Raw genomic sequence first — 26,538 nt, 5'->3', positions numbered from 1 at the left:
GTTAACCGATCGATTATTGCCGTCGATGGACTTGAACCGCCTCGTTGGCGTTGCCGATAATCCGGACCGGCACTTCCTCCGTCTTCGTAACCCCGTTCGCGTACCGGATCGTGAACACGATCGGCAGAACGCCTTCCGGTATCCCTTCGGTCGCCGATAAAAACCGTTCGTCGAACAGCGTCCCCTCGAACCTTGCCCCGTCACCGGTCGGATCGAGCCCCGCTTCCGCCTCCAGCGGCCGGCCGTCGATGCCGGTCGTTTCGATGCGGGCAGTCGCCTCCGCTACCGGCGCGGGAGATGCGATCGTAGAGACGACGAACACCTCCCCGGAATAAAAATCTTTCGGTACGACCGTCGTATTGTGCCCCTTGTCCTCGTGGATCGCCAGCCATTGCGGCGTATGGTCGACCTCCGAGCGGATCGTAAGCGGGGCCGCCTCCAACGTCTTCGTCACACTCCGTTCGGCGAACCCGTCGGAAACGGTCAACGTCACCGTATACGTTCCGGGGATCGGGAAAATCCGATCGACCCCGGCCGTTTCGTGAACTAACCGTTGACCGTCCGGCGAACGGATGTCCCAGACCGAAGCAAGCGCGTCTCCGTCCGGATCGGTCGATAGGTTGACGATATGGACCGTGTCGCCTTCCCAAATCGGCTTCGGCGTCCAGTCGAAGTCCGGCATCGGCGGCCGGTTCGTCAACATCCATTTGTCGTCCGACCAGGCGGACCATCCGTAGCCGTCGTTCACGCGTACGCGGACTCTCAGCTTCTTCCCGGGGGGCAGCGAGGTCCGGACCGCGTGGCTGTACGTATTCGACGACGTATTCTGGAACGTTTCGCCGGAATCGTACACGATCGCATTCGCTTCGTCCGCCACTACGATCTGGTATTTCACGAAGACCGTGCCTGGGTCCGGATCGGCCTGATTCCAGACGAGCGTCGGCAGCGGCCCGTCGATCGTCGGATTCGCCTGCGTGCCGGACGGATGCGTCACGACGGCCGTCGGCGACATGTTGATCTTCATCCAGCCGACGTTGGACCAGTTGGACCAAGCCGCACCGTCGCTGACGCGGACGATTGCCTTCAGCGGTATGCCCGTCGGCAAATCGGCGGTGACGGTCATGCTCTGGCTCGCCGCCTGCGTCCACTGCGCCGCGACTGTGTCGTAAACCACGGTCCCGGACTCGTTCCGGATTTGCACGTGATACCCTTGGAATACCGCGCCGTAGGCGAGCTCGATATCGTATTGGTTCCACGAAATCGTCGGTCGCCGATTATCCTGAATCAGATTCGGCGAATAGGCGTCCGCCCCGTTCGGGAACGTCAGCACCGCCGACGGCGGGCTGTTGACGATCATCCACCCGACGTTCGACCAGGCGGACCATTCCTCCCCGTCGCTGACGCGGACTTGCACCTGCAGCTTCGTCCCGATCGGCAAATCGACCGGCACGTTCCACGATGCGCCGTTCACCGTCGTCCATTGCGGCCTCTCGCCGCTCTCCGCTACGATTTGGCCGCTTTCCAAGGAAATTTTGACGTGATAGCCTTGGAATATCGTTCCCGGCGTATCGTGCTGGTCCCACGCGATCGTCGGCTTCGTCGCGTACGTCAACGTCGGGTTCGGCTGCGTACCGGCCGGATAGGTGAGCGTCGCCGTCGGCCGCGTATTCGGCGCCGGAATGACGCCGACCGTCACCGTTTGCGAGACCGGGTAGCTCCACGCGCCGTATTCGTCGCGGACGATCAGGCCGACTTCGTACGCGCCGAGCTGCGTCGGCCGGGTCAGCTTGCTCTCGACATACTCGCCCTTCGGCGTCACGTAATAGTACCGCCGCTCCATCACGCCGCGAGTCGCTCCGTAATCGATGCCGGTCGTATCCGGCGGCGAGTAATGCGAAGCGCTCGCCCAGCGGTCCGGGTCGTAGCTGGCGTCCGTCCACGCCACCGTCCCGTCCGGATTCATCGCGGCCGTAAACGCGGCCACCGGACGCCGGTGCACGATCAGCCGCTGCGCGTAGGCGTTCGACTGTTTCCGGTACGCGTCGAACGTCATGCTCGGCGTCAAATAGTTCGGGTTCGGATCGTCGCGCGCCTGCAGCGTCACCCCGTACTCCCCGACTTTGTCGAAGGCGAGCTGTTCGGACGTAAACGTCGCTCCGGCCAGGGCCGATACGCCCTGGTTGTTGATAAATTTCGGCGTATGCGTGTACGTCCATCGGTTCGTACCGGCGCGCGGGTCGTTTTCCGGATCGGCGAACGTGATGCTGTCGTATTTCACTTCGGCCATGGCCGTCCCTTCCTCCCAAATCGCATAGTTCGTCAGCCACTCGATCGATTGCGTCGGAACCGCCTTGATGATAACACCCGAGAAGTTGACGAACGCCTTGTCCGAGAACGGCCCGATTTTGCCGCTCGCGAACGTGCCGTCCGTTACGTCGAAATACGGAACGCCGTTTACCGTCAGCTCCAGCTTGTTCCCGGTCGCCTTGAGTTTGAACGTATACTCCGTTCCGCCCTGTGCCGGGAAGTTGATGTTCGCCAGCACCGCTCGGTTCCCGTCGATGTATCGTGAGAGGAACAAGCCGGCGCCGTCCGTCTCTACGGCGTACCGGTTTTTGGCGTCCTGCATCCGGAACGAAAACCCGGCCAGCTCCGGATCGACGTGCGGTTGATCCATCGACAGCGTAAACGTCAGCTCCAGGTTGTCGTGGGACGTATCGGAGACGAACTGTCCGAGCTGGAATCCTTTCCGGATGTCCGGATTCGTCGTAGGCGGACCTTTGTCCAGCCACAGGTAACGGTGAGGACGGGTGCCGCCGTCGGAGAGCCCTCCGCCGCCCCACGCCCATTTGACATCGTAAATGGACACGTAAATCCCGTCGCCCAAATACGCGCCGTACTGCTTGGCGTTCAGCTTCTCCTCGTTGGAGTGCATCACGCCGCCATCCCGGAATATGTACTGGTCATATCCGTAGTTCAAGCTTGCGCAGCTTCCGTCCGTGACCGGCGTACACGATCCGTAGGCGTAGCTGCCGTCCGGCTCGATATGAAACGGCGAATTGTACACCTTGTACTCCGGTGCGGTCCATGCCCGGATCGCTCCGGAATCCATATCGATCGCGTTTTGCACGACGACGTAATGGTCCCAATAATAATTTTGCGGCCTCCAATTAATAATCGCCCGGGTCAGCACTTCGCGGCTGTACGGGTTGATCGCCATCGTCGGCTTCGTATCGATGAAATCCATCCCGCCGGCCCCGTCGTACGAAAATCCTTTCGCATTCAAGTACGTTCGCCACGCCACCGTAAAGTCCGGGTTAAGCTTCTGCAAGTAAGCGCCGGGCTGCAGCTCCGGATGCGCTTCGTACATGGACACCTTGTAATCCGGATCGGCGGGGGACGAGCAATATTTCATGACGTATTGGTACATGCTGTTGTCGTACGGGTTTTGGTAAATCTCGTAATAATCCGATGCGTAGTAGTAGCAAGCAAGCTGCTTGTACTTGGCCGGTTCGGATTCTTTGTACGATTGCGTATACCAATCCAAATATTTGGCACGGACGGTATGATATTCGTACGCACTCTGACCCGTTACCGGGTAGGCGCCGATGAGGTTCGCCTGCGCATCGTACTCGGCCGCGAAGCTGATCACTCCCCCGTATCCATCCGTGTATTGCAGGACAATATGGTCGCCGCGCGCGATTTTCATGCTTTTCACTTTGTTGTACGGATCGACGATCGTTCCGACTTTGCGCGTGATGTCTTTGCATGTGATCAGGCTGCCGTCCTCGGCCTTGAACGTGCACAAGTTATAGGCCATTTCGTAATGGTAGTAGGAGTCGCCGTCGTACGGGCTGTAGTACGCTTTCGGGACATTTTTGGACGCGAACATGTAGATCGTCTTCCCGGCGAAGCCGTACATGACGTTGCCGGTCGCAACCGCCGATTGGGACGTGCCGATCTGCCCCCAATCGCCGCTGTCGTTTTGATAGAAATTCGGGATCGGGACGGTTTGTCCGTACCACGGCAGCTGCTTGGGGGTGAGGATATAATCGTACGGGCTCGCGTCCTTCCAACGATGCTTGTAGACGAAGCCGTTCCACGTGCCCCAATCGTTTCGCCCCAAATCCACATTCACCAGCTCGTATCGCGGGATACGCGATTTGTTCAGCGCGTAGAGCGAATTGCCGTTTTCATCGACGTCGAAATAAATGCGCGCTTTATCCGAAACGAGAAGTGATTTGTACTGGACCGGCTTCAAGTTGTCCTTCGCGGGGTCTCCGATCAGGATCGGCTGCGAGTAGCCGGCCGTGCGGCTTTGCATCGGCTTGTACGGGGAAATGCCGTTCGCGCCGAAGCCGTTGTCGCTGAAATCCCGGAACAGCGCCGTCTGCGTCGAATACTGTCCGTTAAACGTCGAATAGTAGTTGATTTCCGGGTACCGTGTCTCCGTCCCTTTCCCTAGACCGGCGGTCAATATGCCGTTTTTTGCGCTCCACTTGAAAGGGGCATTCTTCGCGAGCTTCGTCGTATTCGTTTCATACAACGACCATGCCATCATCGTCTGGGCGCTAATCGGGATCGGCGGATTCAAGTCCGGCTGCGGGTTTTTCCCGGACATTTGAAATTCGACCCAAGGAGCCAAGTTCACGACGTTCATCGTAAGCGTGTTCAGAGGTTGTGTGTCGCTCGCCGTTCCGCAACGGCCGTAGTCTTCGCAGACCGTCACGTCGAATAAATAGCTGCCGACGATCGTCGGGGAGAACGACGTTTTGACGAGCGTGCCGGTCAACGGCTGCCAAGCGTCATCGCCGAAGCCGTTATTGTTCGCGTCGTACTTGTAGCGATAGGCGGCGCTGACGATGTGATCGCCGTCCGGGCTGTACGATTTGTTGAAAAAGTCATAGCTTTGCCCGCGGATCGCGAGCGGCGGCACGTCGAGCTTGCCGATCGGCGGCTTGTCCGGCTGCACCGTTATCGTACACGTATCCGCGTACAGCGACTTGAGCGGCGGGCTTCCGTTATCCCATACCCATAACTGTACCTGGACCGAAATATCGTCGTTCGTACCGTTGACGTACGACGTCTTCCGGTTGATCCACTCGTCCCGGCTGTGGTCGATGCTGCGGCCGGACGGGCTGTAGCTTTTGCTCGCGTCGAATTTCGCTTGGTCGACCGCCCGGTTTTCTTTTATCGTGGGCGGGCAGCTCGCCTGCGGAACCGGGTTCGGCGGCACGATGGTGATCGAAGCGCCGGCCGTATAAGAGGCGCCGAACGGGTCGACCATCGTGGCGTAAATCGTATGGGAGTTCGATTGATCCGCTTGGATGCCCCGCAAGTAATCGGCGTCCGGCGCCCATCCGTACTTGTCCGGCAGCTTGGCTACCCAGTCGTTGCTGCGGGTAAAATCCCATCCGGAAATCCAAAAGCTGTCCCCGTTCGGATCGCTCGGCGTCGGGGGCGTCGCCTTCGGGTCTTTTACGACGCGAACCATAAGTCGGGCTCCCTCTACCGCTTGCGTCAGCGGCACGGTGCTGGAGAAATCTCCGTCGTAAAACCAGCCGAGCTTGAAGTACGGCGGATCGTTCGTACTGGGTCCGTTGACGGTCAACGTCTTGTCGATCCATGGCGTAGATACGGCGGTAGTGCCGCATAATCCGCTTATCCGCATACTGACTTGCACCGATCCGACCGCGATCGGCGAAGGGTAGTGGGAAGGGTGGCTGAAAGCCAGCTCTTTCGTTTTATCCGTTTGCTTGGGCGACGTCCACGAAAGGCCGTTGCGCAGACGGAAGACGTGGTCCGTATACGTACAGCCCGGTGCCGTCGTGATGGCTTTCGGCACGAGCTTGAACGGATCGCGGTAGTGGATCGTCGACGGTACGATATCGAAGTCTCCGGCGATGCCGCCGCTTACGGGAAAGACGAACGATTTTTTATTGTTCGTTTCGTCGCTCTCGTCGATTTTTCGTTGCGAATCGGCAAACAGGGTGAGCGTTTTGCTGCCGATGGACGTGAACGTATGTGTAAAGACGCCCGTTTGTTCGCCCCCGCCTCCCAGCGGGGGATAACTGTCCGTATGGACAATTTTTTTGCTGCCCGTTTCGTCCGCGATCTCGATCGAGTAGCCGCTCGGATGCGTGGACGTTCCGTTGTTTTTGATTTTGTAGAAGAAGGAGACCGGGGTGTTGATCATCAACGGAGACGTCGCCACGATCTCGATCGCCTCGAGATCGGGCTGCTGCGAGTAGACGAGGACGTAGCCGTCGTAGTAGTAGGTTTTGGCTTTCCAGAAAGCTTCAACTTCCATATAATAGTTCCTACCCTGCGTGTAACCCGACATTCCACTCCCAGTTATATCAATATAATCTCCATCGGGACCGGACTCATTGGCGGTGCTATCAAGTTTTTTTGCTACTTTTAGGTATCCGAAAAATGGTACAGCGTCGCCGGGGGAAGCATCATGAGATATTACAAACACTCCTGCTGTTCTATCCTCGGCTTTATAAATATCTATTGATGTACCGACTATTTGCTCTTTGGCCAAATTAATTCTATGGGGCGGAGATCCAATGTTATCTTCTTCATCGAACCAACTGGTAGGTGGTGGAACCTCGTAAGCTGTAGTTGCAGCCTGCCCGTCAGCATAGATAAGATCTGTATGCACAACAGCTTCATTGACTCCATCCGTCATATCATAGGCTGTGTACGGCAAGGCACCGGGGCATGCGGAAGGCGCAGAGTCTGGACCATCACCTTCGCAATCCCCCCAAAACTGGTATTTATGAGTTTTCTCCCCTTGTGTTTGCCAGTGTGTTCCTGCCGTGTTACGCCAGATTATATGTCCTGGATTTGTAGTGGATGAACCATAGACCCACGTCTCTTGTCCACTAATTAGCGGGAAACTTAAGTATCCATTTGAATTATAAAATCCATAGTTACTACTTTTCTTGACGTATGTCCCGCTTTCTTTGATATAAATCTCGTATTTCGATACATTAGTTCCAATGTGGACCGCCCAGTTCGAAACTGAACTTAAATTATGATATTGGTTGACCCCAGTAAAAATCTCTTTTTTCTCTGCGTACGCAGAATTGTTGAATCTGAACAAGAAGACCAATACTGAAAGGACAACAATTAATAATATTGCTAGAATTCTCACATACTTTCGTGTCTGAATCGCTATCACCTGTCCTGCGGTTCATTTGATGCTTATTCTTCGGTTAAGCGCATTTCGCCACTTCGATTCACAGGAGCGAGAAGAACACCTAAAAAATCCCCCCTGTTTAACCTTGTCAGCACGTATTCTTTCTGAATAGCCATAAAAAACCACCCATCATAACTTATTAATTCAGATAAAGAAAACCCACCCGAAATTGGTTTATACGAATCACTACTCGTATAGACTCTTCTGTAGGGGGTAAATGGCCCGATACTTTGCCTAAGTACATAGAAACCCTCACTTTCAGAAGTTACTACTAGCTTCATATGCAGCCCCACAACATAATGATTTTCATCAATTTCAGGACCATTGTCTGTTTTCTTCAGTTGTGCAAAATCCCCCCTCCCCGGATACCCCTCATCGCTCTTATCCACGATCAAAATCTGGTCCACCACCGCCTTCACGTTGCCGTACCCCGTATCGATCTCCTGCGGCAAAGGCTTCGCCTTGATGCCCCACATCGTCTGGATGTTCGTGCCGCTCATCTCCATCTCCGCGTTCGACAAAGCGTATTTGTCGACGTCGAGCTTGCCGCCGGCGTTGACGGTCAAGATGCGCTCGATGACGGTGACGGACTGGGCCCGCGTCGTCGCGCCGTCCTTGGCGAGCTCGCCGCCGGCCAGCCCTTGGATGAGTCCGGCTTTCGCCGCCAAATACATCAGCTCGGCGTCGGACTTGTCGACGTCCGGCTGTTGCAGCTCCTTGTCGGTCGCGCGGACGACCATCCGAGCCATCTCCTGCCGCGTAATCGGGGTATTCCAGTCCCCGCTGCCGAAATCGCTCCAGCGATGGATGCCGGCATTGACCGCCGCGTTCGCGTAAGGCACGTACCATTCCGCGCCGTCCGTCTTCCCGCTTACCTGGAGGCCGAGCGCGGTTACGGCCATCTTCACGAATTCCCCACGGGTGACGGACGCCTCCGGGCGAAACGAGCGATCCTCGTACCCGTCCACGTAGCCTCGGGATACAGCCTTTTCGATCGATTCCTTCGCCCAATGACCGGATAGGTCCGTTAGCGAAGCGGCGGCACTCTCGAATACGGCCGGAACGGCCATCGCCGTCCTCCCCTCGCACGCCGCAGTCAGCGCCGCCACGCTAACGGTCAGCGCCAAAAGCTTGCAGGCTTTCCCCCTTTGGGTCCTTTTGCAAAAGGACGTAAACTCTTTCCCGAATAAGCGCTTCATGACGGCGATTCCCCTTTTTCTCCGAATTCGAATGCGGTTCAGCAGTAGTATGGCACAGAAGATGTACGACGGTCCACAATTTTCCATATGCGCATACAAAAAAACGCCACCACCTGCGTTCGTCTCCGACGCAGCGTAATGGCGGTGCTTCCGCATTTCGTATATTCGTGTTCGTGTTCGCTGTACTTCATAAATACCATATGTTGGAACGACAGTCAAGACGTTTCATGCCGCCAACGGTTTACATCGTTAACGCTTAACATGGAAAATGACTTCGCTCGCCGAAATCCGTCCGGTCCACCTTCTCACCGGTCGAACCGGAAGCCCTGCTCCTCCAAGTAGTCGCGCAAGTAATCGCGGACCGGACGGGCGAATTTATCGGCCATTTCCTTCGACCACGTCGTGTCGCGCTTCCCGCCCGTCCGCTCGATATAATAGTCGCGCATCGTCCGGTCGTACTCGTCGATCGCCTCCGCCTGACCGTCGTCCGCGTACGTCTCGCGATGAAGGACCGCGCGTACGGGCAGTCTCGGTCGGACGGACGAGTCGCGGTCCGGAAACCCGAGACACATGCCGAACACCGGAAATACCAGCTCCGGCACCTTCAGCAGCCGGGTCACCTCCCGCAAATCGTTGCGGATGCCGCCGATGTAGACGATGCCGAGGCCGAGCGACTCCGCCGCAACGGCGGCGTTCTGGGCGGCAAGCGCGACGTCCACGGTCGCGACGACGAAGTTTTCCATCGTATCGGACACCATGTCCGTCCCTTCCTTCGCGCAGGCGAGCCGATCGCGGCGCAAATCGGCGCACCAGACGAGCAGCACCGGACACTGCTCGACGTGCCGCTGCCCGCCCGTCACGGCGGCCAGCGCCCGCTTCGTATCCGGGTTCATCACGGCGATGACGCTGTACGCCTGCACGTTGCTCGAGGTGGACGCCATTTGCGCGGAGCGAACGATCGCCTCCAGCATGTCGTCCGTCACCGGCTCGGACGTGTACGAACGAATCGACCGGTGCCGCCGGAGCAGCTCGATAACCGGGTTCATAAATAATCCTCCGCCTTTCCCGGGACGTCCAGTCCCCTCAAAATATACACGGCCGCGTCCCGGTACATGTCTTCGAACGTTTGGCTGCCTTCGGTTAGCAGCGGTTGAAAATAATCCGTATTTTTATGAAACAGCAGCGTGCCCATCACGAAAAACATCGTATTGTCGAGCGAGCGGAACCGGAACACGCCCCGCTGCCTGCCCAGCTCCAGCAGCTCGCGCAGCTTTTGCCAGACGGGCAGGACGTTGGCCTGGATCACCCGCACCCGGGCCGAATGCTTGAATATTTCCTGCTGGATAATCATGACGAGCTCCGGATCCCCGAGCCGGAAGCGGGTCACTTCCTCGACCAGCTTCTTGATGCCGACGATCGGGTCGTCGAAGTACGCCTCGTAGTCCTCCAGGCGCCCCCCCGGAAAAAAGTTGGCGAACAGCGCCGCGAACACGTTGTCCTTGCCTCCGAAATGATAAGAGACGAGCGCCACGTTGGCCCCCGCCTCCTCGCATATTTGCCTGACCGACGTGCCCTCGAACCCTTGCTTGGCGAACAGCTTTTTGGCCGCCTGCAATATTTTCATTTTGATATCGAGCTCCGAAGCGGACATGCGTATCTCCTCGTCGTCTTTCGTCTGGCGCGGTGAAGCGCTTCTTTCCGATACGACTCTATTATGGCGTTTTGCCGGTCAGCGCGCAAGCGTCGGCTCGGCGGCATGGACGGGGCCGGCGGCGGCGGGCGCCTTGTCCTGGCGTAGTGCCGTAATCGCGATGCCGGCGACGATCGACGCCGCCATGACGATCACGAGTCCAATGGCCGGACCCGATGCGCTCGGACCGCCGAACAGCAAGTTCATGTTGCCCTCGACCGCATAGGTCGCCGGAAGCGCGCTGCCGAGACGGTGATAAAAGTCGGACAGCAGCTCGCGCGGGACCAGCGCCCCCGAAGAGACGAGCTGGGCCGACAGCGCGATGATGTTGAACAGCATCCCCGCATTGCCGAACAGAAGCAGGAACGTCTGCGAAAAGAACATGAAGCTGAGCAGGCACAGCGTCTGGAAGCCCCATAACGCCATAAATCCGTGCACCGACTGTCCTCCGAGCATCAGGACGAATGACGAGCCGATCAAGGACGTGACGACCGCCCCGAACACGTTAAGAATCGCCCTCGCCCCGAACTTGCGCCAACGGGATAACTGGGAGCCGATCATGAGCGAAGACTGGTGCAGGTTCATCCCCATGATCATCGAGCCGACGTAAGAGGCGAGCACGAGCATCATCGGCACCATCTGGTTGTTCATGCCGGACACCGGGTTGGTCGACTGGACGTTCGACGTCACCTTCTCGGCAAGCTGTTGCGCCATAGACTGCGCTTGCGCCGCCGGCGCGTTCATCTGCGTCAGCACCGTCTGCGCGCCCGCCGCGACCGCCTGCTTGTTGACGGCGGCCGTAACGCTGCCGGCCACGCCCGTCATGATGCTTTTGATCAAGGCCGGGTTGGACTCGTTGATCCAATACTGCAGCTCGGCCTTTTGGCCCGGGGTTTGCAGCTGCTTCGAGAAATCGGCGGGGATGCGGACCACCATCTGGACGTCCCGCTCGTTCAGCCGCTTCTGCGCTTCCTCCAAGCCGTTCTCCCTGGATACTTGGAACGGCAGGCTGCTTTGCAGCTGCTCCGCGATCGGTCCGCCGAGTCCCGCGTCTTCGTTGACGATCGCAATTTTCAGCCGGGACGTATGGTCCGTCACGCCGTTGTATCCCGTCATCCAGACGACGCTGAAAATGAGCTGGAACAAGATGGCGGTGGCGATGCCGAGCTTCGTCGGCGTTTTTTGCAGGAACGTTTGCAATGCCTTTAACATGGTGAGACCCTCCGTTCGAAAGCTTGTGTTAAACACTTGTTTAAATTAAACGTTTGTTTAATACAATACCAACTTTCTCCACCACCGTCAATAAAAAAATCGCCGCCCTCGGGGCGACGAAGTCGAACGTGCCGGCGGCACGCGAACGGCGGCGACGCGAACGGCGGCGACGCGATGCTTCCGGTCACGCTTTTCCGGCTCGGATGCCGGTGTCCTTCTTCTGGTCGACGGACGCCGGGGCAAATGGGCGACCGCCCAACCGCACTCTCACGGACGTCCCTCCTTGTTTTGGTACCGACCAATCAGCTAGCTGATTATAAGCCGAAAAAGAGCGGGACCGCAACGAAAACGTCCCGTCATAACGGGGGATTCCGCAGCAGTCCCGCTCCATTCGTCCCAGCCCGCATCCCTTCGGACTTCGAGCCGCGTTCCTCATCAAGCCGTCGGCGCATTCGCCGAAGCGCTCCGCACGATCGTCCACTCGGCCGGACCGCCCGGCTGCCGCCATTCCACGCGGCCGTTCATGAACCCTCGCCCTGCAAAAAGGTGAGCCAAAAAATCGCGGTGATACCCCGGCACCATCCCGTTGCTCCCGATCCCGTCGAGCGCAACCCAATGCGCCGTCTGCTTGTCCGGCTCCGTCGTCGCCAGCGTCCCGCTAACCTGATGCGCGAGCAGCAGGAAGCAGACGGCGTGGTAGTCGTATTCTTCGTTCAAAAACGTAATCGCCCCGACGGTTTCCAAATCCGCTACGTCAAGCCCCGTCTCTTCGCGCATTTCGCGCGCGCACGCCTGCTCGATCGTCTCGAAGCGCTCCACGTGCCCGCCGGGCGGGATGTAGAGGCCGTACGTTTTGTAAGCCGGATTCAGCTTCTTGATCATCGCGATCTGCCCGTCGCGTACGGCGATGCACGATACTTGCACCCGAATCGATGACATGCGGTTCCCTCCGTTCGCCGTCCGAAATCAAGCCCTGTTCCCGACGTTACCATTCCACGCCGGCGTCCCCGATTCCTCCGTCCCGCAGCGAAAAAGCCGCACCGCTCTTCCAGTTAGGCCGGAACCTCGACGATCTTCATCAGGTTCGTCGCCCCGCTCCGGCCGACCGGCACGCCCGCGGATACGATGACCGTGTCGCCCGGCTGCAGCAGACCGGCGTCGACGCCGCTCCGCAGCGACGACGCGAGCACCTCGTCCGTCGTCGGCTCCGGCTTGCCTTGAACCGGGACGACGCCCCAGACGAGCGCGAGTCCGCCGAGCACCTCGGCGTTCGTCGTGACGGCGATGATCGGCGCCTCCGGGCGATATTTCGAAATCATGCGCGCGGTGAAGCCGGTTTCCGTCGGCGCCACGATCGCCTTCGGCGTCAAATCGAGCGACGCCCCTACGACCGATTGGCTGATCACCTCGGTGACGTTGGTCGGGTGAAGCGCGATTTTCCGCTCGAACGATTCGCGGTACGGCAAGATCGATTCCGTCTTGCACACGATGGCGGCCATCGTCGCGACCGACTCGACCGGGTATTTGCCGGCGGCCGTCTCGCCGGACAGCATGACGGCGTCCGTCCCGTCCAGCACCGCGTTGGAGACGTCGCTCGCCTCCGCGCGCGTCGGACGCGGGTTCGCCTGCATCGACTCGAGCATGTGCGTCGCCGTAATGACCGGCTTGCCGGCGGCGTTGCAGGCGCGGATCATTTGCTTCTGCACGATCGGCACGTCCTCGACCGGAATTTCCACGCCCAAGTCGCCGCGGGCGACCATAATGCCGTCCGATACGGCCAATATTTCGCTCAAGTTCTCGACGCCTTCCTCGTTCTCGATCTTCGAGACGATCTTCACGTGCCCGGCTCCGTGCCCTTCGAGCAGCTCGCGGATTTGGACGATGTCCGCCGCCTTGCGGACGAACGACGCCGCGATAATGTCCACCTTCTGTTCGACGCCGAATGCGATATGCTGAACGTCCCGCTCGGTGACGCCCGGCAGCGACGTACGGATGCCCGGCAGGTTGACGCCCTTGCGCGGCTTCAGCCGGCCTCCGTTGACGATGCGGCAGACGACCTCGGTTCCTTCGGCCTGCTCGACCTCGAGCCCGATCAGCCCGTCGTCGATCAAAATGCGCGAGCCCGGCTTCACGTCCCGCGGCAAATCCGGATAGTTGACCGATACGCGGCGTCCGTCGCCCGCGACCTGCTCCGTCGTCAAAATAAGCGTGCCGCCCTCCGCCAAATCGTAAAACGGCTCGGCCAGCGTGCCGATGCGCACCTCCGGCCCTTTGATATCCATCAAGACGGCCACGTAGACGCCCGTCTCCTCCGACGCCCGGCGCACCCGCTCGATGCGGGCCGCGTGATCCTCCAAGCTGCCGTGCGCCATATTCATCCGGGCCACGTTCATCCCGGCGCGAATCATGTCCTTCAAGACGTCCACCGAATCGCAGGACGGACCCATCGTGCAGACGATTTTCGTTTTGCGCATGTCCGTTGTAATCTCCTTTGGTTCCTCGTCGTGTGAGATGATGAGGGATTGGTTTCCTTTCATTGTACGCCTGCCGGGGAGACATCCGCCATGAAACATGGTACGCTATATGCATCATAGTACGGTGGTTTTTCGATGGAAGGAGGAACGCCATGCTCGAAATCGCCGACGTGCGCCGGGACAAGGGGACGCGCTGGTTCGCGGAGTCGGACGCGACGTCTCCGGTCCGTTCCTTCGTGCTCGTCACGTACGGCTCCTGCGTCTATTGGATCGAGGGGCGGAAAGTCGTGGCGGAGAAAGGAGACGCGCTGCTGCTGTCGGACCGGGCGTCGTTTTACGGCAAAAGCATCCCGACGCTGCTGCAGGAAAAATACGTCGTCGCCTTCCGGGCGGCGCCCGGCTCCCTGAAACCGACGCCGCTTTCCGTTCTGGACGCGCACCCGTACGTGAAATGGAAAACCGGTCTGTACGACCTGCTCGCCGACCGGATGAAGACGATCTACGACCAATGGACCGAGCGGCTCCCTTACCGGGAAACGATGGCCCAGGCGCTCCTGCTGGAGACGCTCGTCCACGCGAGCCGTGAGCTCGACCGAGGGTGCCCGGGCGGCGAGACGATGCGGCTCGCGGAGACGATGCGCGGCTACATCCAGCTCCATCACCGCGAGCCGGTGACGAAGGAGCGCCTCGCCGAGGCGATCGGCAAAAGCCCGAACTACGCCGCCACCTTGTTCCGCCGCGTAACGGGGCAGACGATCGGCGAGAGCGTCCATGCCGCCCGCATCAAGACGGCGCAGTACATGCTGCGTCATTCGCGGCTGACGGTGGCGGAAATTGCGGAGTATGTCGGGTACGCCGACCCGTCGTACTTTTACCGCATGTTCAAAAAGCTGACCGGACGAACGCCGTCGGAGCTAATCGCCGAACGGGACTTTTCCGCGGATTGAGCGAAGGCGGCGCCGGCCGGCGGTAACTGCGGTCGCCAAGTCCGACTAACGCACTAAAGCGGCCCGAAGGATCATTGTGGTATGATGAGACGGAGATGCGGGTTAATTTGATCACACAAGGAGCGGTTTGGGATGAGTTTCTTTAAAAAGCTGTTCGGCGGTAAAAACAACGGAGAAACGGCAAAGGACGGCACGGTGATTTACAGCTATGACGGGAATGAAGATAACGGCTATACGGCTCCGGCTCCCATGGAGTATACGGAAGAAATCGTCGATCATTTCATGCGCGCGTTTCCGAACAGAACATGCGGTGTTTTTCACGAAATCATATCCGATCTCGTACATATCGATGTGAATGTGATGGAGCCGACGGAGCGGGAGCCGTTTTGGATTTTGTACACGACGGGGATGAGCGACCTGCCGATGACTCTGCCCGAGGAGATACTGGAAGAGCTGGGAGACGGCATCGACCGGGCGGAGCTGATGATCTTCCTTCCGACCTCATGGGAAATGAGCGAACAGGCGTTTAAAGACGACAACAATTACTGGCCGATTCGGTTGATGAAGCAGCTCGCGCGTTTTCCGCATCAATACAACACGTGGCTGAGCTACGGACATACGATTCCGAACTACCGGGAGTACGAGCCGTATGCCGAAGGCACCGGATTAAACGGCGTAGTCCTTTATAAGCTTGACGACGATCTGAGCGTCATTCCGACCAAGGACGGAAATAAGGTTCATGCCTACTTCCTCGTTCCGCTATATAGAGAAGAGATGGAGTACAAGCTGGAGTACGGCATGGAAGCGTTGATGGAGAAGCTGTTCGAGCTGGGCAACGACGCGCTGGTCTTAAACCCGAAACGGAAAAATACTTGTGCGTAACGATTAAAAAAGCTTTGCATCGCCCGGTCGGGGCGTGCAAAGCTTTTTGCCGTGCGGAGCGGCCCTTGCCGTCCGCGCCTCAAACGTACGGGTTGTTTTGCTTCTCGTAGCCGATCGTCGTCGCCGGGCCGTGGCCCGGGTACACCTTCACGTCGTCCGGCAGGTCGAACAGCGTGCCGTGAATCGATTCCAGCAGCTCGCGCTGGCTGCCGCCGGGCAGGTCGGTCCGGCCGACCGACAGCCGGAACAGCACGTCGCCGGCGAACAGCTTGTCGCCGTACAGCAGGCTGACGCTTCCCGGCGAATGGCCCGGCGTGTGAAAGACGCGGAACGTTTCCCCGAGCAGCGTAAGCGTCTGCCCTTCGTCCAGCGCGTATTCGGCGGGATCGGTTTCGATCAGGGCGCCGAGCTCGGGCCAGCGGGCGGAGCCGTTCTTCTTCGGGTCGGTCAGCCAGTCGGCTTCCGCGTCGTGTACGTAAACCGGGCATTTTTTCCATTTGCGCAGCTCGTCCACGCCGCCGATATGGTCGAAATGCGCGTGCGTCAGGACGATCGCCTCGATGTCCATCGTCTCGATCCGTTTGAACAGCGGCTTCGGATTCATGCCGGGATCGATGACGAACCCTTTGGTCCGGTCGGCGTTCGACAGCAAGTACGCGTTCGTCTGCAGCGGTCCGAGCGAGAATGTTTCGATGTGCAGCATCGGTTCCCTCTCGTCAAAACGTCGACAGCAAAGCGCGAAGCTCCGCCGTGATCGTCTTCTGGTAGTCGGTGCCTTCGCCGTAACGGGCCAAAATCTCGGCGCGGGTCGCCTTGAGATTGTCCTCGTAATCCGGCGCGTTGCGGTCCGGGTTATTTTGCTTGAACGCGATCATCGCTTCCTGCACGTGCTTCGGCCGCGGTCCCCATGTACCGAGCACGAAGCCGCCCGTATCGGCGAAAATGACGACCGGGATCGAACGGCCGCCCATCGTCAGAAACTGGTCCATCGTATCGAGATGCTCTTCCATGATCAGCACTTCGACGGGCATGCCGGCGTTTTCCAAGGCGCGGAACACGACGGGCACGTTGCGGACGACGTCGCCGCACCAATCCGCCGCGAGAATGAGGCAGCGCAAATCGTCGCGGTTCGAAAGCGATTCGAAAAACTCGCGCTCGTCGTCGGAGCTCCATTCGAACCGGTTGTACCAATCGAGGAACTTGTCCTGGTTTTTCGTCATGGCATCGATAAACTGCTGCGGCGTCAAGCCTTTGCCCAGCTTGTCGGCCAAATTTTTGCTCATCGCGTTTCCCTCCTTCGGTATGGTGCCTCCCTCATTTTAGCAAAAAAGCGGAGGATTCACCATGCGGCGGCGAAGCTGCCGGGGAATCCCCCGTGAGCGGATCCGGCCGACATAAACGGACGCCAAAAAGGACGGCTCCGATCGCAGAGCCGTCCTTCGCCGCGCTTCCTCGTCTTCCCGTTTCCGCCTACCGGGCCGCGCCCGTCGGCGTCCCGCTCTCCTCGATCAGCTTCGCGATCGCGTCCACCTGGCCGCCGGCAAGCGGATGCTTCGCCCGGTGCGACCGGATGGCGTCGACGAGCCGCTCCGGGGTCAGCGCGGCGAAAGCCGGGCTTTTGCCGGACAGCCGGGCGTCGGGATGCGTGAAGCAGAGAATGCCGACGACGTCCGCGGCGATGCCGTGGCGCCGGAGCAAATCTTTCAGCACGAATTCGTGACGGTACGCCCGGGCCGTCGGCTCCTCCTTCGGCCGCCCCGAATCCCCCTGCGCGGCCCCGGCTTCTCCGAGCCGGACGTCTCCCGCTTCCTCGCGGGCATCGATGTGGAACACGCCGTTCGGGCCGACGACGATATGGCCGATCGCCTGCACCGTCTCGCCGGAACGAACCGTCCGCCCGTTCAGCACGCGGTACTCGCCACCCGCCGCCTGAAGCGCCCACGCCACCGCGTCGTCCGCGGCCCCCCCGGCAGCCGCGTCATTCGCGGCGCCCGCATCCGTGCCTGCGGCTTCCGCGCTTGCCGCCGGTCCGACGGCGGCGTTCGTTCCCGCGCGCGCCGCCGACTCCGCCGCTTTGCGCTTGGACCGTTTGTACAGCAAATAGACGGCGTACAGGACGGTCAGCGCGACCGCTCCCCACATCAGCTCGTTCACGTACTCGGAAGCCTTCTCGTCGATGTTTTTCCAATTTTCCCCGAGCGTCATGCCCAAGTAGACGAACAGCATCGACCACGGGATCACCGCGAGCGTCGTCAGAAGCGTGAACTTGGACAGCGGCATTCGCGCCATGCCCGCCGGCACCGATATCGCGTGGCGGACGACGGGAATGAACCGGGCCGTGAAGATGACGCCCGTCCCGTATTTGTTGAACCAATTTTCCGACACCTCGATATGGTGCCGGTTAATGAAAATATATTTGCCGAACCGCTCCAGCACCGGCCTGCCGCCGTATCGTCCGATCCAGTAGACGAATATTTGCGCGATCACCCCGCCTACGGTACCGAAGACGACGGCGAGCCAATAGTTGATTTCGCCCATATACACCAAGTAGCCGCCGAACGCGAGCACGATCTCGCTCGGAATAATTTCGATCATCAACCCGAACATGATGCCCCAGTACCCCAGGTCGGTCAGCCAAGCCAACACCGTATCGACAATGCCATGAATCCACGCGCTCATCCGTTCCCAACTTTCCTCCCGATAATAGGCCGCGGACGTACGATCCTTCCGCCGGACTTCCTGTGCAAGCTCCTGTTGTCCAGCCTATTCTACCATAAAGGCAAACATTCCCGCACCCCGCCGAAAGTCCGGTGCCCCTTTCCCGATTCAACCCGCTTGACCTTACGTATGGGACCGGAGGATACCCCGCCCGGTGCGGGCTTGTACCATGTCGCCCCGTCACGAGGCGCCGGACTCGAACGAAAAAACGGAGCCCGCCGACCGCAGTGCTCCGATTGTACGGCCGCATGACCCGACCCGTTATCCGGGTCCGGCGTCGATCAGCCGCAGCCTTGCAATATTTTCCTCCGTAAATCCCGCCCACGATTTGGCGTACTCCAACGGCAGGGTAATAACCTTGCGATACATGTCAAGATCGTTCAGGTAGTAAGGGATCGTATGCTGATGGCAGCTGTTGATTTCCAGGAGCCATACTTTCAAGTTCTCGTCTACCGAAACGTCGAGTCCCACATCGCCGAAAGGCCCGTACTTCTGTTCGATGAATTGACAGGCCGTCGTGCAAATCGAGATCATTTCCGCTTCTTTCCTTATCACTTCCTCCTCGGTTAATCGAAACACCGTACGCAAGGCGTCCCTGCCCGGGCTGATCGAGCTGATGTCGTTGGTATAAAATCTGCCGTCCAAGCCGTACCGCGCGATGATTCCCGAACAGATCCATTGCCCGCCGCCGTTTTTTTGCAGGATGACTCTGAAGTCGACATGCTTATTCTGATACGTCATCGCTACGGATTGTTGAATCAAATACTTCTTGCCCTTTCGGATGCGCCTGATCCATGCCCATGCTTTGTTCTCACTGCTTGCGAACGTCTTCGCCTTGTGCCGGTTCCAAAACAAATAGCCGTCGGAGCTCTTGTCCAGCTTGACGATTCCTTTCCCCATCGAACCGGTGGCCGGTTTTAAATAGACGGACCCGTACGATGCCAGCATTTCCTTCAAGCTTCTGGGGTGATCCAGCAGTCGGGTATGCGGCAAATGTCCGCCGATCGGAGGATGGGACCGGATGGAGTCCCACAGCTCCCACTTGTTCAAATAGTAAGCGTTGAAAATTTTCCCGCCGGTATGCGCAAGCAAATCGTCATACCGTTTGCTTCGGCTGACCCTTATTCTCCTGTAGACGACGTCCGGGTAGGGAAATATGCCTTTGCGCCACGGAGCTCCCTCCCCGCCGGCCTTCGGGTTGTAGCAGTACCCTTCTATCGTTTTTTGCCCGGGGTTTATCCCGTTCAAGGAACAAAGATAAATAAGCCCCTTGATCGCCTCGTAATCCGCCAAGTATCCGCGGTACTCGTGTAAGGTTTTGGGAGTGAGCCCTTGCTCGGCGACCAGGAGGGCGATGACCGGTCCAAGATGCAGATTCGTCCCGTCGGCGTACATCTCGTAAGGCAGCGAATCGGGAATCGTCACGTCCTTTTTCAATTGAGCGGATAGTCCGATCGTCCCCTGCGGCAGACGGTCGCACCGGGTTACGCGCATTTGTCGTCTCCATTGTCCGAAACGAAGCAAAGTCGCGGAGACGATAGAAGCGTCACAGTGACCGGGAAGCCGAATTTGATCGGGCTTCATCTCGGGAATCCATTGGATATACAACCCGAATCACCCTCTTTTCCGATGAAAATGCAGGAGCGGGCCCCCTGAAGGTCTCATCCGTCAGGAACGCCCCCCAGGTATGGCCGAAACGGCGACAACACCTCCCGAAGATCGATGGGATGCGGGTTCTTGTAAGCCACAAAGCCTAAACAAAGCGGAATGTCTTCGCCCGGATACCGGTAGTTGAACACGACGCGGCTCTTGAAACCGGCCGCTTCCAGCAAGCTGTCGACGTAACGTTTGTCAAAAAGCGATTTGTGAAGCTGCTGCAGCCACCAATCCGGCGTTTGTTCCGGATCGCCGTGCGTATACCGGTAGACGTGATACAGGTCGAATCGTTCCCCAGTGATACCCGGCAATTGTCGCAAGTAGGCGTCCGCTACGATTTCAAAGTCCGGAATGCCGAGATAGACGAGGGGCGCATCGTCCCGCAGCACCCTGCGGCAGTTTTTCAAATGATCGAGCTGCTGAAACACGAACAGGTGCTCGAAAAAAGCGTTGGAAAAGATCAAATCCGCACTGTCATCGCGAAAGGGCGTAAGCGTCGCGCAGTCCGTGACCAGGTCCGTCGCCGAGGTGCGTCGGCAATCGCAGTTGACCATGCCCTCCATCCGATGCTCCCCGCAGCCCAAGTGCAGCCTCAGTCCGGCCGGATTGCCCGATCGGGCGTCCGAGGTCCGCGCAGACTCGGCGGCGTTCGAAAGCTTGCGGCGGGAGAGCACCTCCGGCAGCGTGCCGGTAAAGGGGACGGCCCTTTTCCATACCCGCGGATGGGTGGGATGCAGATCTTCGACCTCCTCCGACCAACTCAGCCATTTCGACCGATACCAGGCCTCGCGGTCAAAGTCGAGCGCATGTCCCCAAGTATGGATTTTGCGGTAAACTTCCTCATCGGTGAGCACGTAGCTGCCGTGAAAACATAAAGCGTCCAGCCGCATCACGTCGGTTGCCTCTGGACTCAGCAGCCTCAGATGATGAAACTTGACGTCGCGCCTGCAGTTGACGGCCACATTCGGATAGCCGTGGACGATCGAGCCGGTCTCATTTTCCAAAATGTAGTCCCACGTTTTCCAAAACGTGCACCACGGCGCGACATAGTAATCGTAATCCGGGTGCTCGCCGATTTGCCGGATCATTCGATCGTAGTCGGCGTACGTGTAATATTCGTCGGCATCCTGTACGATGAGGAAATCGATGCCGTCCTCCTTCGCTTTTTGCAGGCATGCGTTCCTTTGCTCGTGCTCCCAGTCCCAGATGCCGGTGATCAGCTCGATTTTGCCCGCATACGCCGACCGCTTCAATCGTTCCGGATCGGCCGTATTTCGAAAGCCAGCTCTCGCTTGCGGGTTGTACCGCCAAGGGACTTCGCTGTAAGCGACGTAGATTTTCTCGACGAACGGACCGCAGTTCTCGATCATCGTCAAGAGGCTGTCCTGGCAGTCGAACAGCAGCACATGTACCGCAAACCGTTTGCCCGCCGATTCGGTTTTCATGCCGCGTTCCTCCTCTTAGGCCAACGTCGGGTCCACAGCCGTCTGCGCCCCCAGCCGTTCCCGGCACAGCTTCATATGGCCGCGGATATGTTCGTCGTTCGGACGGAAGTCGAGCGCAAGCTGATTGTGCCGGTATGCCTGGTCGTAATCGCCAGCTCGGAAATAACAATGGGCAAGCTGCATATGAGGCAGCCACGTCCGGCTCGGCACGTTGTCGATCGCCCAGCGGTTTGCCGGTGGCGGAGCCTCGACCGCCAGCTTATACCAGAAGATGGCTTGCTGAAGTTCGTCTTTGTTCAGGAAATGATACCCGATGCGGCAGCAAATCGGCGGACGCGGCATCCCGTATCGAAACGAACGGAACGCCCAATCCAGCTCCCGGTCGCAATCGCCCAGGTGGTGGTAACAATCCGCCAACGTGCCGCATACGAAGATGCGGTCCTCCGGGGAAATCCCTTCGCAATCCAGAAATTGCAGGTACGCCCGAACCGCTTGATCGTAACGCCGATTCGTATGCAGCTCCCTGGCGTAATGGAAAAGGTCGCGCTTCGTCAACGGTGCGCCCCGTTCCGCCAGCTTCTCGAATATACGCAAATTCCGGTCCGTTCTTCCATGTTCCTGCCGATGCGTAATGACAATGTCGCTGTCCAGCACCGTTCCGCAGACCGTCAAATCCTCGTGCACGGCTCCGTGCCAGCGATAGTTCTTCGACCGTCTCACCAGCCGGATACGGCGTACATTCAGGATCCCTCGGCCCGCCTCGTCAACGGCGCAGCTGTATGCCATCGAGACCGCGTCCACCGTCGGATCGAACGATCGCTTGAGGCCGATCAGCTTGGCGCATTCCTGCGGCAGCAGCACGTCGTCCGCATCCAGCCACAGGATATAGTCCATCGCGGCCTGGTCGAAAGCGAAATTGCGGGCGGCCGCGAAATCGTCGATCCACTCGAAATCGACGACCCGATGCGTAAATCGGCTGGCGATCTCTTTGGTCCGATCGGTAGACCCCGTATCCACGATCACGATTTCGTCGACGGCTTCGCGGACCGACTCCAGGCACCTCGCCAACGTCCGCTCTTCGTTTTTTACGATCATGCAAAGGCTGATCGTAATGGACTTCCGTCCGTTTTCTTCGGCGAGGAGCAGCTCATGAATATCGCCGCCCCATTTCTCGGCCGCTTTCCGCTTGTTTTCCCGGATTAATCCCATCATATCGATGCCGGCTTCCCGGAAAGCGGCATGCCCGACATGATGCACGAACGAATCGAGGGCGACGAGCAGCGCATATCCTTGTCGGACGGCACGAAGACACAGATCGTCGTCCTCGCACGTTCCGATCCCGTATCGTTCGTCGAACGGACCGATATCGTCAAGCACGCTTCGCTTGACAAGCAGACAAAAGCCGACCAGCCGGTTCAAGCGCCGCGAAAGACCCGCATGATGCTTGGCGCGTTCCCTCGCGAAGCGTTCGAGGCCGTCAAGATCGGTATAAGCGGCCGGTACTTGCTGCGGACCGCTGCAAAAATTGCTGACGGGTCCGACCATGCCGATCCCCTCGTCGCTGTAGAGCGTGCGCAGCATATTGCCCAGCCAATTTTCGGTCACCACGGTATCGTTGTTTAAAAAGAGGATGTTGTCCCCGGTGGAGTGGCCGATCCCCGCATTGCACCCTTTCGCGAAACCGAGATTGTCGGAGTGAAAAACGGCCGTTACGTCCGGCAGCGTACGGATGTATGCTGTCGTCCCGTCGGTAGAGGCGTTGTCGACCAGAATGATCTCGTGTTCTTCCGGCGTATGGGCACGAATGCTTTCGAGGCATCGCTTGGTCAAATCCAGTCCGTTGTGGGTCACGATGATGATGCTTGTTTTCATGCCATCCCCCCGTATCAGTTTATGCGAGGAAGAAGGGTGCCGACACTTGCCGGCCCGCCTGCCTGATAAAGTCCGCAGACGAAAGAAGGCTGCCGGAACGGTGTCCGGGAGCCTGTTTCCGACGATCGCGGCCTTGCTTCGATTCCGGCTGCCGCTAAGGGATGACGGTTATATAGCTCGGGGAGAGACCGACGGTTATCGTCGCTATAATCGCGTTATTCGTTCCGTCGATAACCGATACGGTGGAATCGTTCTGATTCGGAACATAAATTCGGTTTGTCACCGGGTTTACCGCCAAACCGCGCGGATCGTCGCCGACGGGGATGGTGGCGATCACCTGATTGGTCGTTCCGTCGATAACCGATACGCTGTCGCCGGTCGCTTGATTGGCCGCATAGATGCGGTTGGTAACCGGATTGACGGCGACGCCGAACGGGTCGGGGCCGACGGTTACCGTCGCCACAATGACGTTGGTCGCGCCGTCGATGACCGATACCGTATCCGGCAAGGGGGAGGCTACCGCAAAAGCATTGGCGACATAGATTCGATTGGTCGCCGGATTGATGTCGATCGAAACCGGATTGACGCCGACGGGAATCGTAGCCAAGAAAATATTGGTGGTTCCGTCGACGACCGAAACGGTGTCCGCATTGTTATTGACGACGTAAATCCGGTTGGTGGCCGGATTGACGGCGATGGGGGCCGGAACGGAAGCAAGCGGAAGCGTCAGCGTAGCCGCAATCAGGTTGCTGCCGCCGTCAATGATAGAGACGGTGTCGAAATTTTGATCGGTCACATAGATCCGATTCGTTGCCGGATTGGAAGCCGCGCCGCTCGGATTGGAGAATTCGGCGAAGGCGACCGTAGCCACGACGGTATTCGCGACGCCGTCGATCACGGATACGTTGCCGCTGTCGACATTCGGTACATAAACGCGGTTGGTCGCCGTATTGGCGGTCATGCCGAATGGAGCAGGGCCGTCGCCGACCGGGACCGTCGCTATAACGATGTTGCTTGCCCCGTCAATGACGGAAACCGTATCGCTGTCCAGGTTGGCTACAAAGATTCGATTAAACGACGGCGGCGGTGGCGGCGGTGGTGGCGGCGGCGGCGTGCTCGGTTGCGTTTCGGACGTGATTGGCGGTGTAGGCGGCGGTGGTGACGGTGGTGGTGGCGGTGGTGGTGGCGGCGATGGCGATGAAGACGGTGGTGATGATGGTGCCGGTGGCGGCGGCGGTGATGACGGGGTTGGCCTTGGCCTTATGCCCATTACAAATGCCTCCTTTGTGGGTGAGCTTCAATATCTATATTCAATTCGACGGAACCTGAAATGGACTTCTCTCACGGTTATCGCGAATCCGAGAACCCGCCCAACTCCTGTCATGCCGGAACAAGCCTTCACATACGTTAATAGGGAAGAAGGACAGACAAGCAGGCGGGAACAAAGGAGGAGAATCGTTTGGCGAACGGACCATCGCAGCGGGATCCGAAGCGGCCGGCTTCGATCAACGTCTTCGTGTTGAAGAAAAAGCATCTGCTGCTCGCGGTCGGCCTCGTCATCCTGGCCGCGGCATACGTGCTGTACGCCCGGCAGGAGGAAGCGAAGTCGGTCTCGGGGACGGCCGTTACGGAACGTACCGTTCATCTCGTAACGGGGGAGTTCAAGTCGACGACGGAGGACGGCAAAGAAATCGAGGCGTACCGGTGGGACCCAGGCACCGTCTACGTGAACAAGGGAGAGAAGGTGAAGCTGAGCATCCTCGGCGTCAACGGCGCCAGTCACCCGTTCATCATCGAAGGGCTCGGCATCAAGGGCGAGGTGAAGAAAGGCCGGGAAACCGTCGTGTCGTTCAAGGCCGACAAAGAAGGCATATACCGGATCATTTGCCTGACTCATCCGGACATGGCCCAGAACGGGCCGATGATCGGCTATATCGTCGTCGATTGACCGCAAGTGGCACCGCCCCGCCGCAGTAGCCCATTCGCCGTCCCCTGCATACTGTGGTAGCAGAGAGGAGCGGATGATGCGGCATGACGTATCCTGCAGGCGAGAAGCATAGCGAGAAGCACAGCCAAGCGCTGCCGACGTTGCGCAAAATACGCCGGGCTTGCAACCGGGAGCTGTACCGGACGGCGAAACGGCTGAAGCTGTGGGTTCCTCCGGATCGAATGGCCGAGGCGGAGGAGCTGTATTTGAAAAAAGTGGTGCAGCATTTGACCTATATCGCGGAAAACGGCAGCAACCGGAAACTGTTGTCCGATTGGTGGGACGAACACGTCCGCGACGACATCGCGAAGCTGTGGAACGTGGACGCCGACGACTTGTCCCGGGCGTTCCGCGACGCGTTCGGCGGCTGATCGGCGCCTATCCGCATGCGGCCGCAGCCCGAAGAGCCGAACCCCGCCGCGGGGGTTCGGCTCTTCGGCGCGTTCGCGCCCGTCTCAACGGTTATGCGTCTTCGCGGACGCGGCGATGGCCGCGATTTCGCCGTTCTCGACGACGCGCCTGCCGGGGGAGCCCGTCCGCGCCGTCGCGATCATGGCGGCCGCCACCGCCGCCGCTTCGATCGGCTTGTAGTTGGCGAGCGGACCGGTGAACACGAACGACAGCGGCTTCGCCAGCGCCGCGGCCGCCCGCTCGCCGAATCGGAACTCGTCGCGTTCGCCGAGCAGAAGCGACGGCCGGAACGCGTAAAAGGCGCTCGGCCCGAGCGCGGCCAGCCTCTCCTCCGTCTCGCCCTTAACCCGGTTGTAGAAGACGCCGGACTTCGCGTTCGCTCCCATCGCGGAGACGAGCGAATACGAGCGGGCGCCCGCGCGGGCGCCGATCTCGCCGAGCCGCAGCGGATAGTCGAGGTCGACCTTGCGGAACTGCGCCTGCGAGCCCGCCTTCTTGATCGTCGTGCCGAGCGCGCAAAACAGGTCGGCCCCGCCGAAGCCTTCGTCGTCCCCCGGCCCGCTCCCGAGGCGCTCATAATCCGTCGGGCGCTCCTCCAGCTTCGGATGCGCGCTTCCCGTCGGACGCCGGACGAGAGCGATGACGCGGTCGCAGCCGTCGTCCTCGAGAAGCTGCCGGACAAGCTCCCTCCCGATCAAGCCGGTCGCGCCGGCCACAATCGCCGTACGGTTCCCCGTCCCCGGTCCCGCCTCTCCCGCCCGGTTCGTCATGGCGCGCTCCTCCTAGTCCCGCATGAATGTTAATCGATACGATCATTGTACCGTATGCCGCGGCGTTC

General features: G+C 59.2%; 18 protein-coding genes and 2 pseudogenes. 4 read left to right on the top strand and 16 right to left on the bottom strand.

All coding sequences use genetic code 11. From position 1 onward, the window contains the following. Positions 1 to 13: 13 nt before the first annotated feature. From DLM86_RS24715 to pyk, 7 genes are all read right to left on the bottom strand, one after another. Positions 14 to 6,310 (bottom strand): glycoside hydrolase family 78 protein, encoded by a 6,297-nt coding sequence (locus tag DLM86_RS24715; RefSeq protein WP_158289653.1) that lies wholly within the window; start codon positions 6,308 to 6,310, stop codon positions 14 to 16. A 902-nt stretch (positions 6,311 to 7,212) separates the two neighbouring features. Continuing rightward, the gene (locus tag DLM86_RS24710) at positions 7,213 to 8,277 is read right to left on the bottom strand and encodes an S-layer homology domain-containing protein (protein ID WP_158289652.1); all 1,065 of its coding nucleotides are present in this window, start codon (positions 8,275 to 8,277) and stop codon (positions 7,213 to 7,215) included. A gap of 434 nt (positions 8,278 to 8,711) precedes the next feature. Continuing rightward, positions 8,712 to 9,452 (bottom strand): oxygen-insensitive NADPH nitroreductase, encoded by a 741-nt coding sequence (nfsA, locus tag DLM86_RS24705; RefSeq protein ID WP_110842734.1) that lies wholly within the window; start codon positions 9,450 to 9,452, stop codon positions 8,712 to 8,714. Then, positions 9,449 to 10,057: a TetR family transcriptional regulator gene (locus DLM86_RS24700; RefSeq protein ID WP_110842733.1), complete on the bottom strand. Its 609-nt coding sequence runs from the start codon at positions 10,055 to 10,057 to the stop codon at positions 9,449 to 9,451. The genes nfsA and DLM86_RS24700 overlap by 4 nt, the downstream gene beginning before the upstream one ends. A gap of 78 nt (positions 10,058 to 10,135) precedes the next feature. Further along, positions 10,136 to 11,308, bottom strand: a complete 1,173-nt coding sequence (locus DLM86_RS24695) for a YhgE/Pip domain-containing protein (protein ID WP_110842732.1) — start codon at positions 11,306 to 11,308, stop codon at positions 10,136 to 10,138. A gap of 435 nt (positions 11,309 to 11,743) precedes the next feature. Further along, on the bottom strand, positions 11,744 to 12,247 hold the full coding sequence (locus DLM86_RS24690) for an NUDIX domain-containing protein (RefSeq protein ID WP_110842731.1): 504 nt from the start codon (positions 12,245 to 12,247) through the stop codon (positions 11,744 to 11,746). 113 nt (positions 12,248 to 12,360) lie between these two features. Continuing rightward, on the bottom strand, positions 12,361 to 13,782 hold the full coding sequence (pyk, locus tag DLM86_RS24685) for a pyruvate kinase (RefSeq protein ID WP_110842730.1): 1,422 nt from the start codon (positions 13,780 to 13,782) through the stop codon (positions 12,361 to 12,363). A gap of 152 nt (positions 13,783 to 13,934) precedes the next feature. On the opposite strand from pyk, the gene DLM86_RS24680 reads away from it, so the two are divergent. Together DLM86_RS24680 and DLM86_RS24675 are read left to right on the top strand one after the other, a co-directional pair. Next, on the top strand, positions 13,935 to 14,729 hold the full coding sequence (locus DLM86_RS24680; RefSeq protein WP_110842729.1) for a helix-turn-helix transcriptional regulator: 795 nt from the start codon (positions 13,935 to 13,937) through the stop codon (positions 14,727 to 14,729). 132 nt (positions 14,730 to 14,861) lie between these two features. Further along, positions 14,862 to 15,611 (top strand): suppressor of fused domain protein, encoded by a 750-nt coding sequence (locus tag DLM86_RS24675; RefSeq protein ID WP_110842728.1) that lies wholly within the window; start codon positions 14,862 to 14,864, stop codon positions 15,609 to 15,611. Positions 15,612 to 15,690: 79 nt separating this feature from the next. Here DLM86_RS24675 and DLM86_RS24670 read toward each other — a convergent pair whose 3' ends face one another. The 8 genes and pseudogenes from DLM86_RS24670 to DLM86_RS24640 form a co-directional block, all read right to left on the bottom strand. Beyond that, on the bottom strand, positions 15,691 to 16,314 hold the full coding sequence (locus tag DLM86_RS24670) for an MBL fold metallo-hydrolase (RefSeq protein WP_110842727.1): 624 nt from the start codon (positions 16,312 to 16,314) through the stop codon (positions 15,691 to 15,693). 13 nt (positions 16,315 to 16,327) lie between these two features. Further along, complete coding sequence (locus tag DLM86_RS24665; protein WP_110842726.1) at positions 16,328 to 16,894, bottom strand: thioredoxin family protein; 567 nt, start codon at positions 16,892 to 16,894, stop codon at positions 16,328 to 16,330. 187 nt (positions 16,895 to 17,081) lie between these two features. Next, a pseudogene (locus tag DLM86_RS32850) lies at positions 17,082 to 17,561 on the bottom strand (nuclease-related domain-containing protein); the annotation flags it as partial. Between the two features lie 117 nt (positions 17,562 to 17,678). After that, positions 17,679 to 18,290 (bottom strand): annotated as a pseudogene (gene uptA / locus DLM86_RS32845) (undecaprenyl phosphate transporter UptA); the annotation flags it as partial. Between the two features lie 300 nt (positions 18,291 to 18,590). Continuing rightward, complete coding sequence (locus DLM86_RS24655; protein ID WP_158289650.1) at positions 18,591 to 19,823, bottom strand: YheC/YheD family endospore coat-associated protein; 1,233 nt, start codon at positions 19,821 to 19,823, stop codon at positions 18,591 to 18,593. Positions 19,824 to 19,990: 167 nt separating this feature from the next. After that, positions 19,991 to 21,430 (bottom strand): class I SAM-dependent methyltransferase, encoded by a 1,440-nt coding sequence (locus DLM86_RS24650; protein WP_110842724.1) that lies wholly within the window; start codon positions 21,428 to 21,430, stop codon positions 19,991 to 19,993. Between the two features lie 15 nt (positions 21,431 to 21,445). Continuing rightward, positions 21,446 to 23,302, bottom strand: coding sequence for a glycosyltransferase (locus DLM86_RS32520; protein WP_110842723.1), 1,857 nt, complete (start codon positions 23,300 to 23,302; stop codon positions 21,446 to 21,448). A gap of 154 nt (positions 23,303 to 23,456) precedes the next feature. After that, positions 23,457 to 24,572 (bottom strand): YncE family protein, encoded by a 1,116-nt coding sequence (locus DLM86_RS24640; RefSeq protein WP_110842722.1) that lies wholly within the window; start codon positions 24,570 to 24,572, stop codon positions 23,457 to 23,459. Positions 24,573 to 24,761: 189 nt separating this feature from the next. Between DLM86_RS24640 and DLM86_RS24635 the strand changes: the two genes are divergently transcribed. Continuing rightward, complete coding sequence (locus DLM86_RS24635) at positions 24,762 to 25,250, top strand: cupredoxin domain-containing protein (protein WP_245954880.1); 489 nt, start codon at positions 24,762 to 24,764, stop codon at positions 25,248 to 25,250. Between the two features lie 83 nt (positions 25,251 to 25,333). Further along, positions 25,334 to 25,660, top strand: a complete 327-nt coding sequence (locus DLM86_RS24630) for a dehydrogenase (RefSeq protein ID WP_110842721.1) — start codon at positions 25,334 to 25,336, stop codon at positions 25,658 to 25,660. Between the two features lie 84 nt (positions 25,661 to 25,744). Here the strand turns inward: DLM86_RS24630 and DLM86_RS24625 are convergent, their stop codons facing one another. Further along, positions 25,745 to 26,470 (bottom strand): NAD-dependent epimerase/dehydratase family protein, encoded by a 726-nt coding sequence (locus DLM86_RS24625; protein WP_110842720.1) that lies wholly within the window; start codon positions 26,468 to 26,470, stop codon positions 25,745 to 25,747. Positions 26,471 to 26,538 lie beyond the last annotated feature (68 nt).

It is taken from the genome of Paenibacillus flagellatus, from assembly GCF_003217775.1.
Taxonomy (GTDB): Bacteria; Bacillota; Bacilli; order Paenibacillales; family NBRC-103111; genus Paenibacillus_AB; species Paenibacillus_AB flagellatus.
The sequence above is the reverse complement of the archived record's forward strand: the minus strand, read 5'-3'. Positions and strand labels throughout refer to the sequence as shown.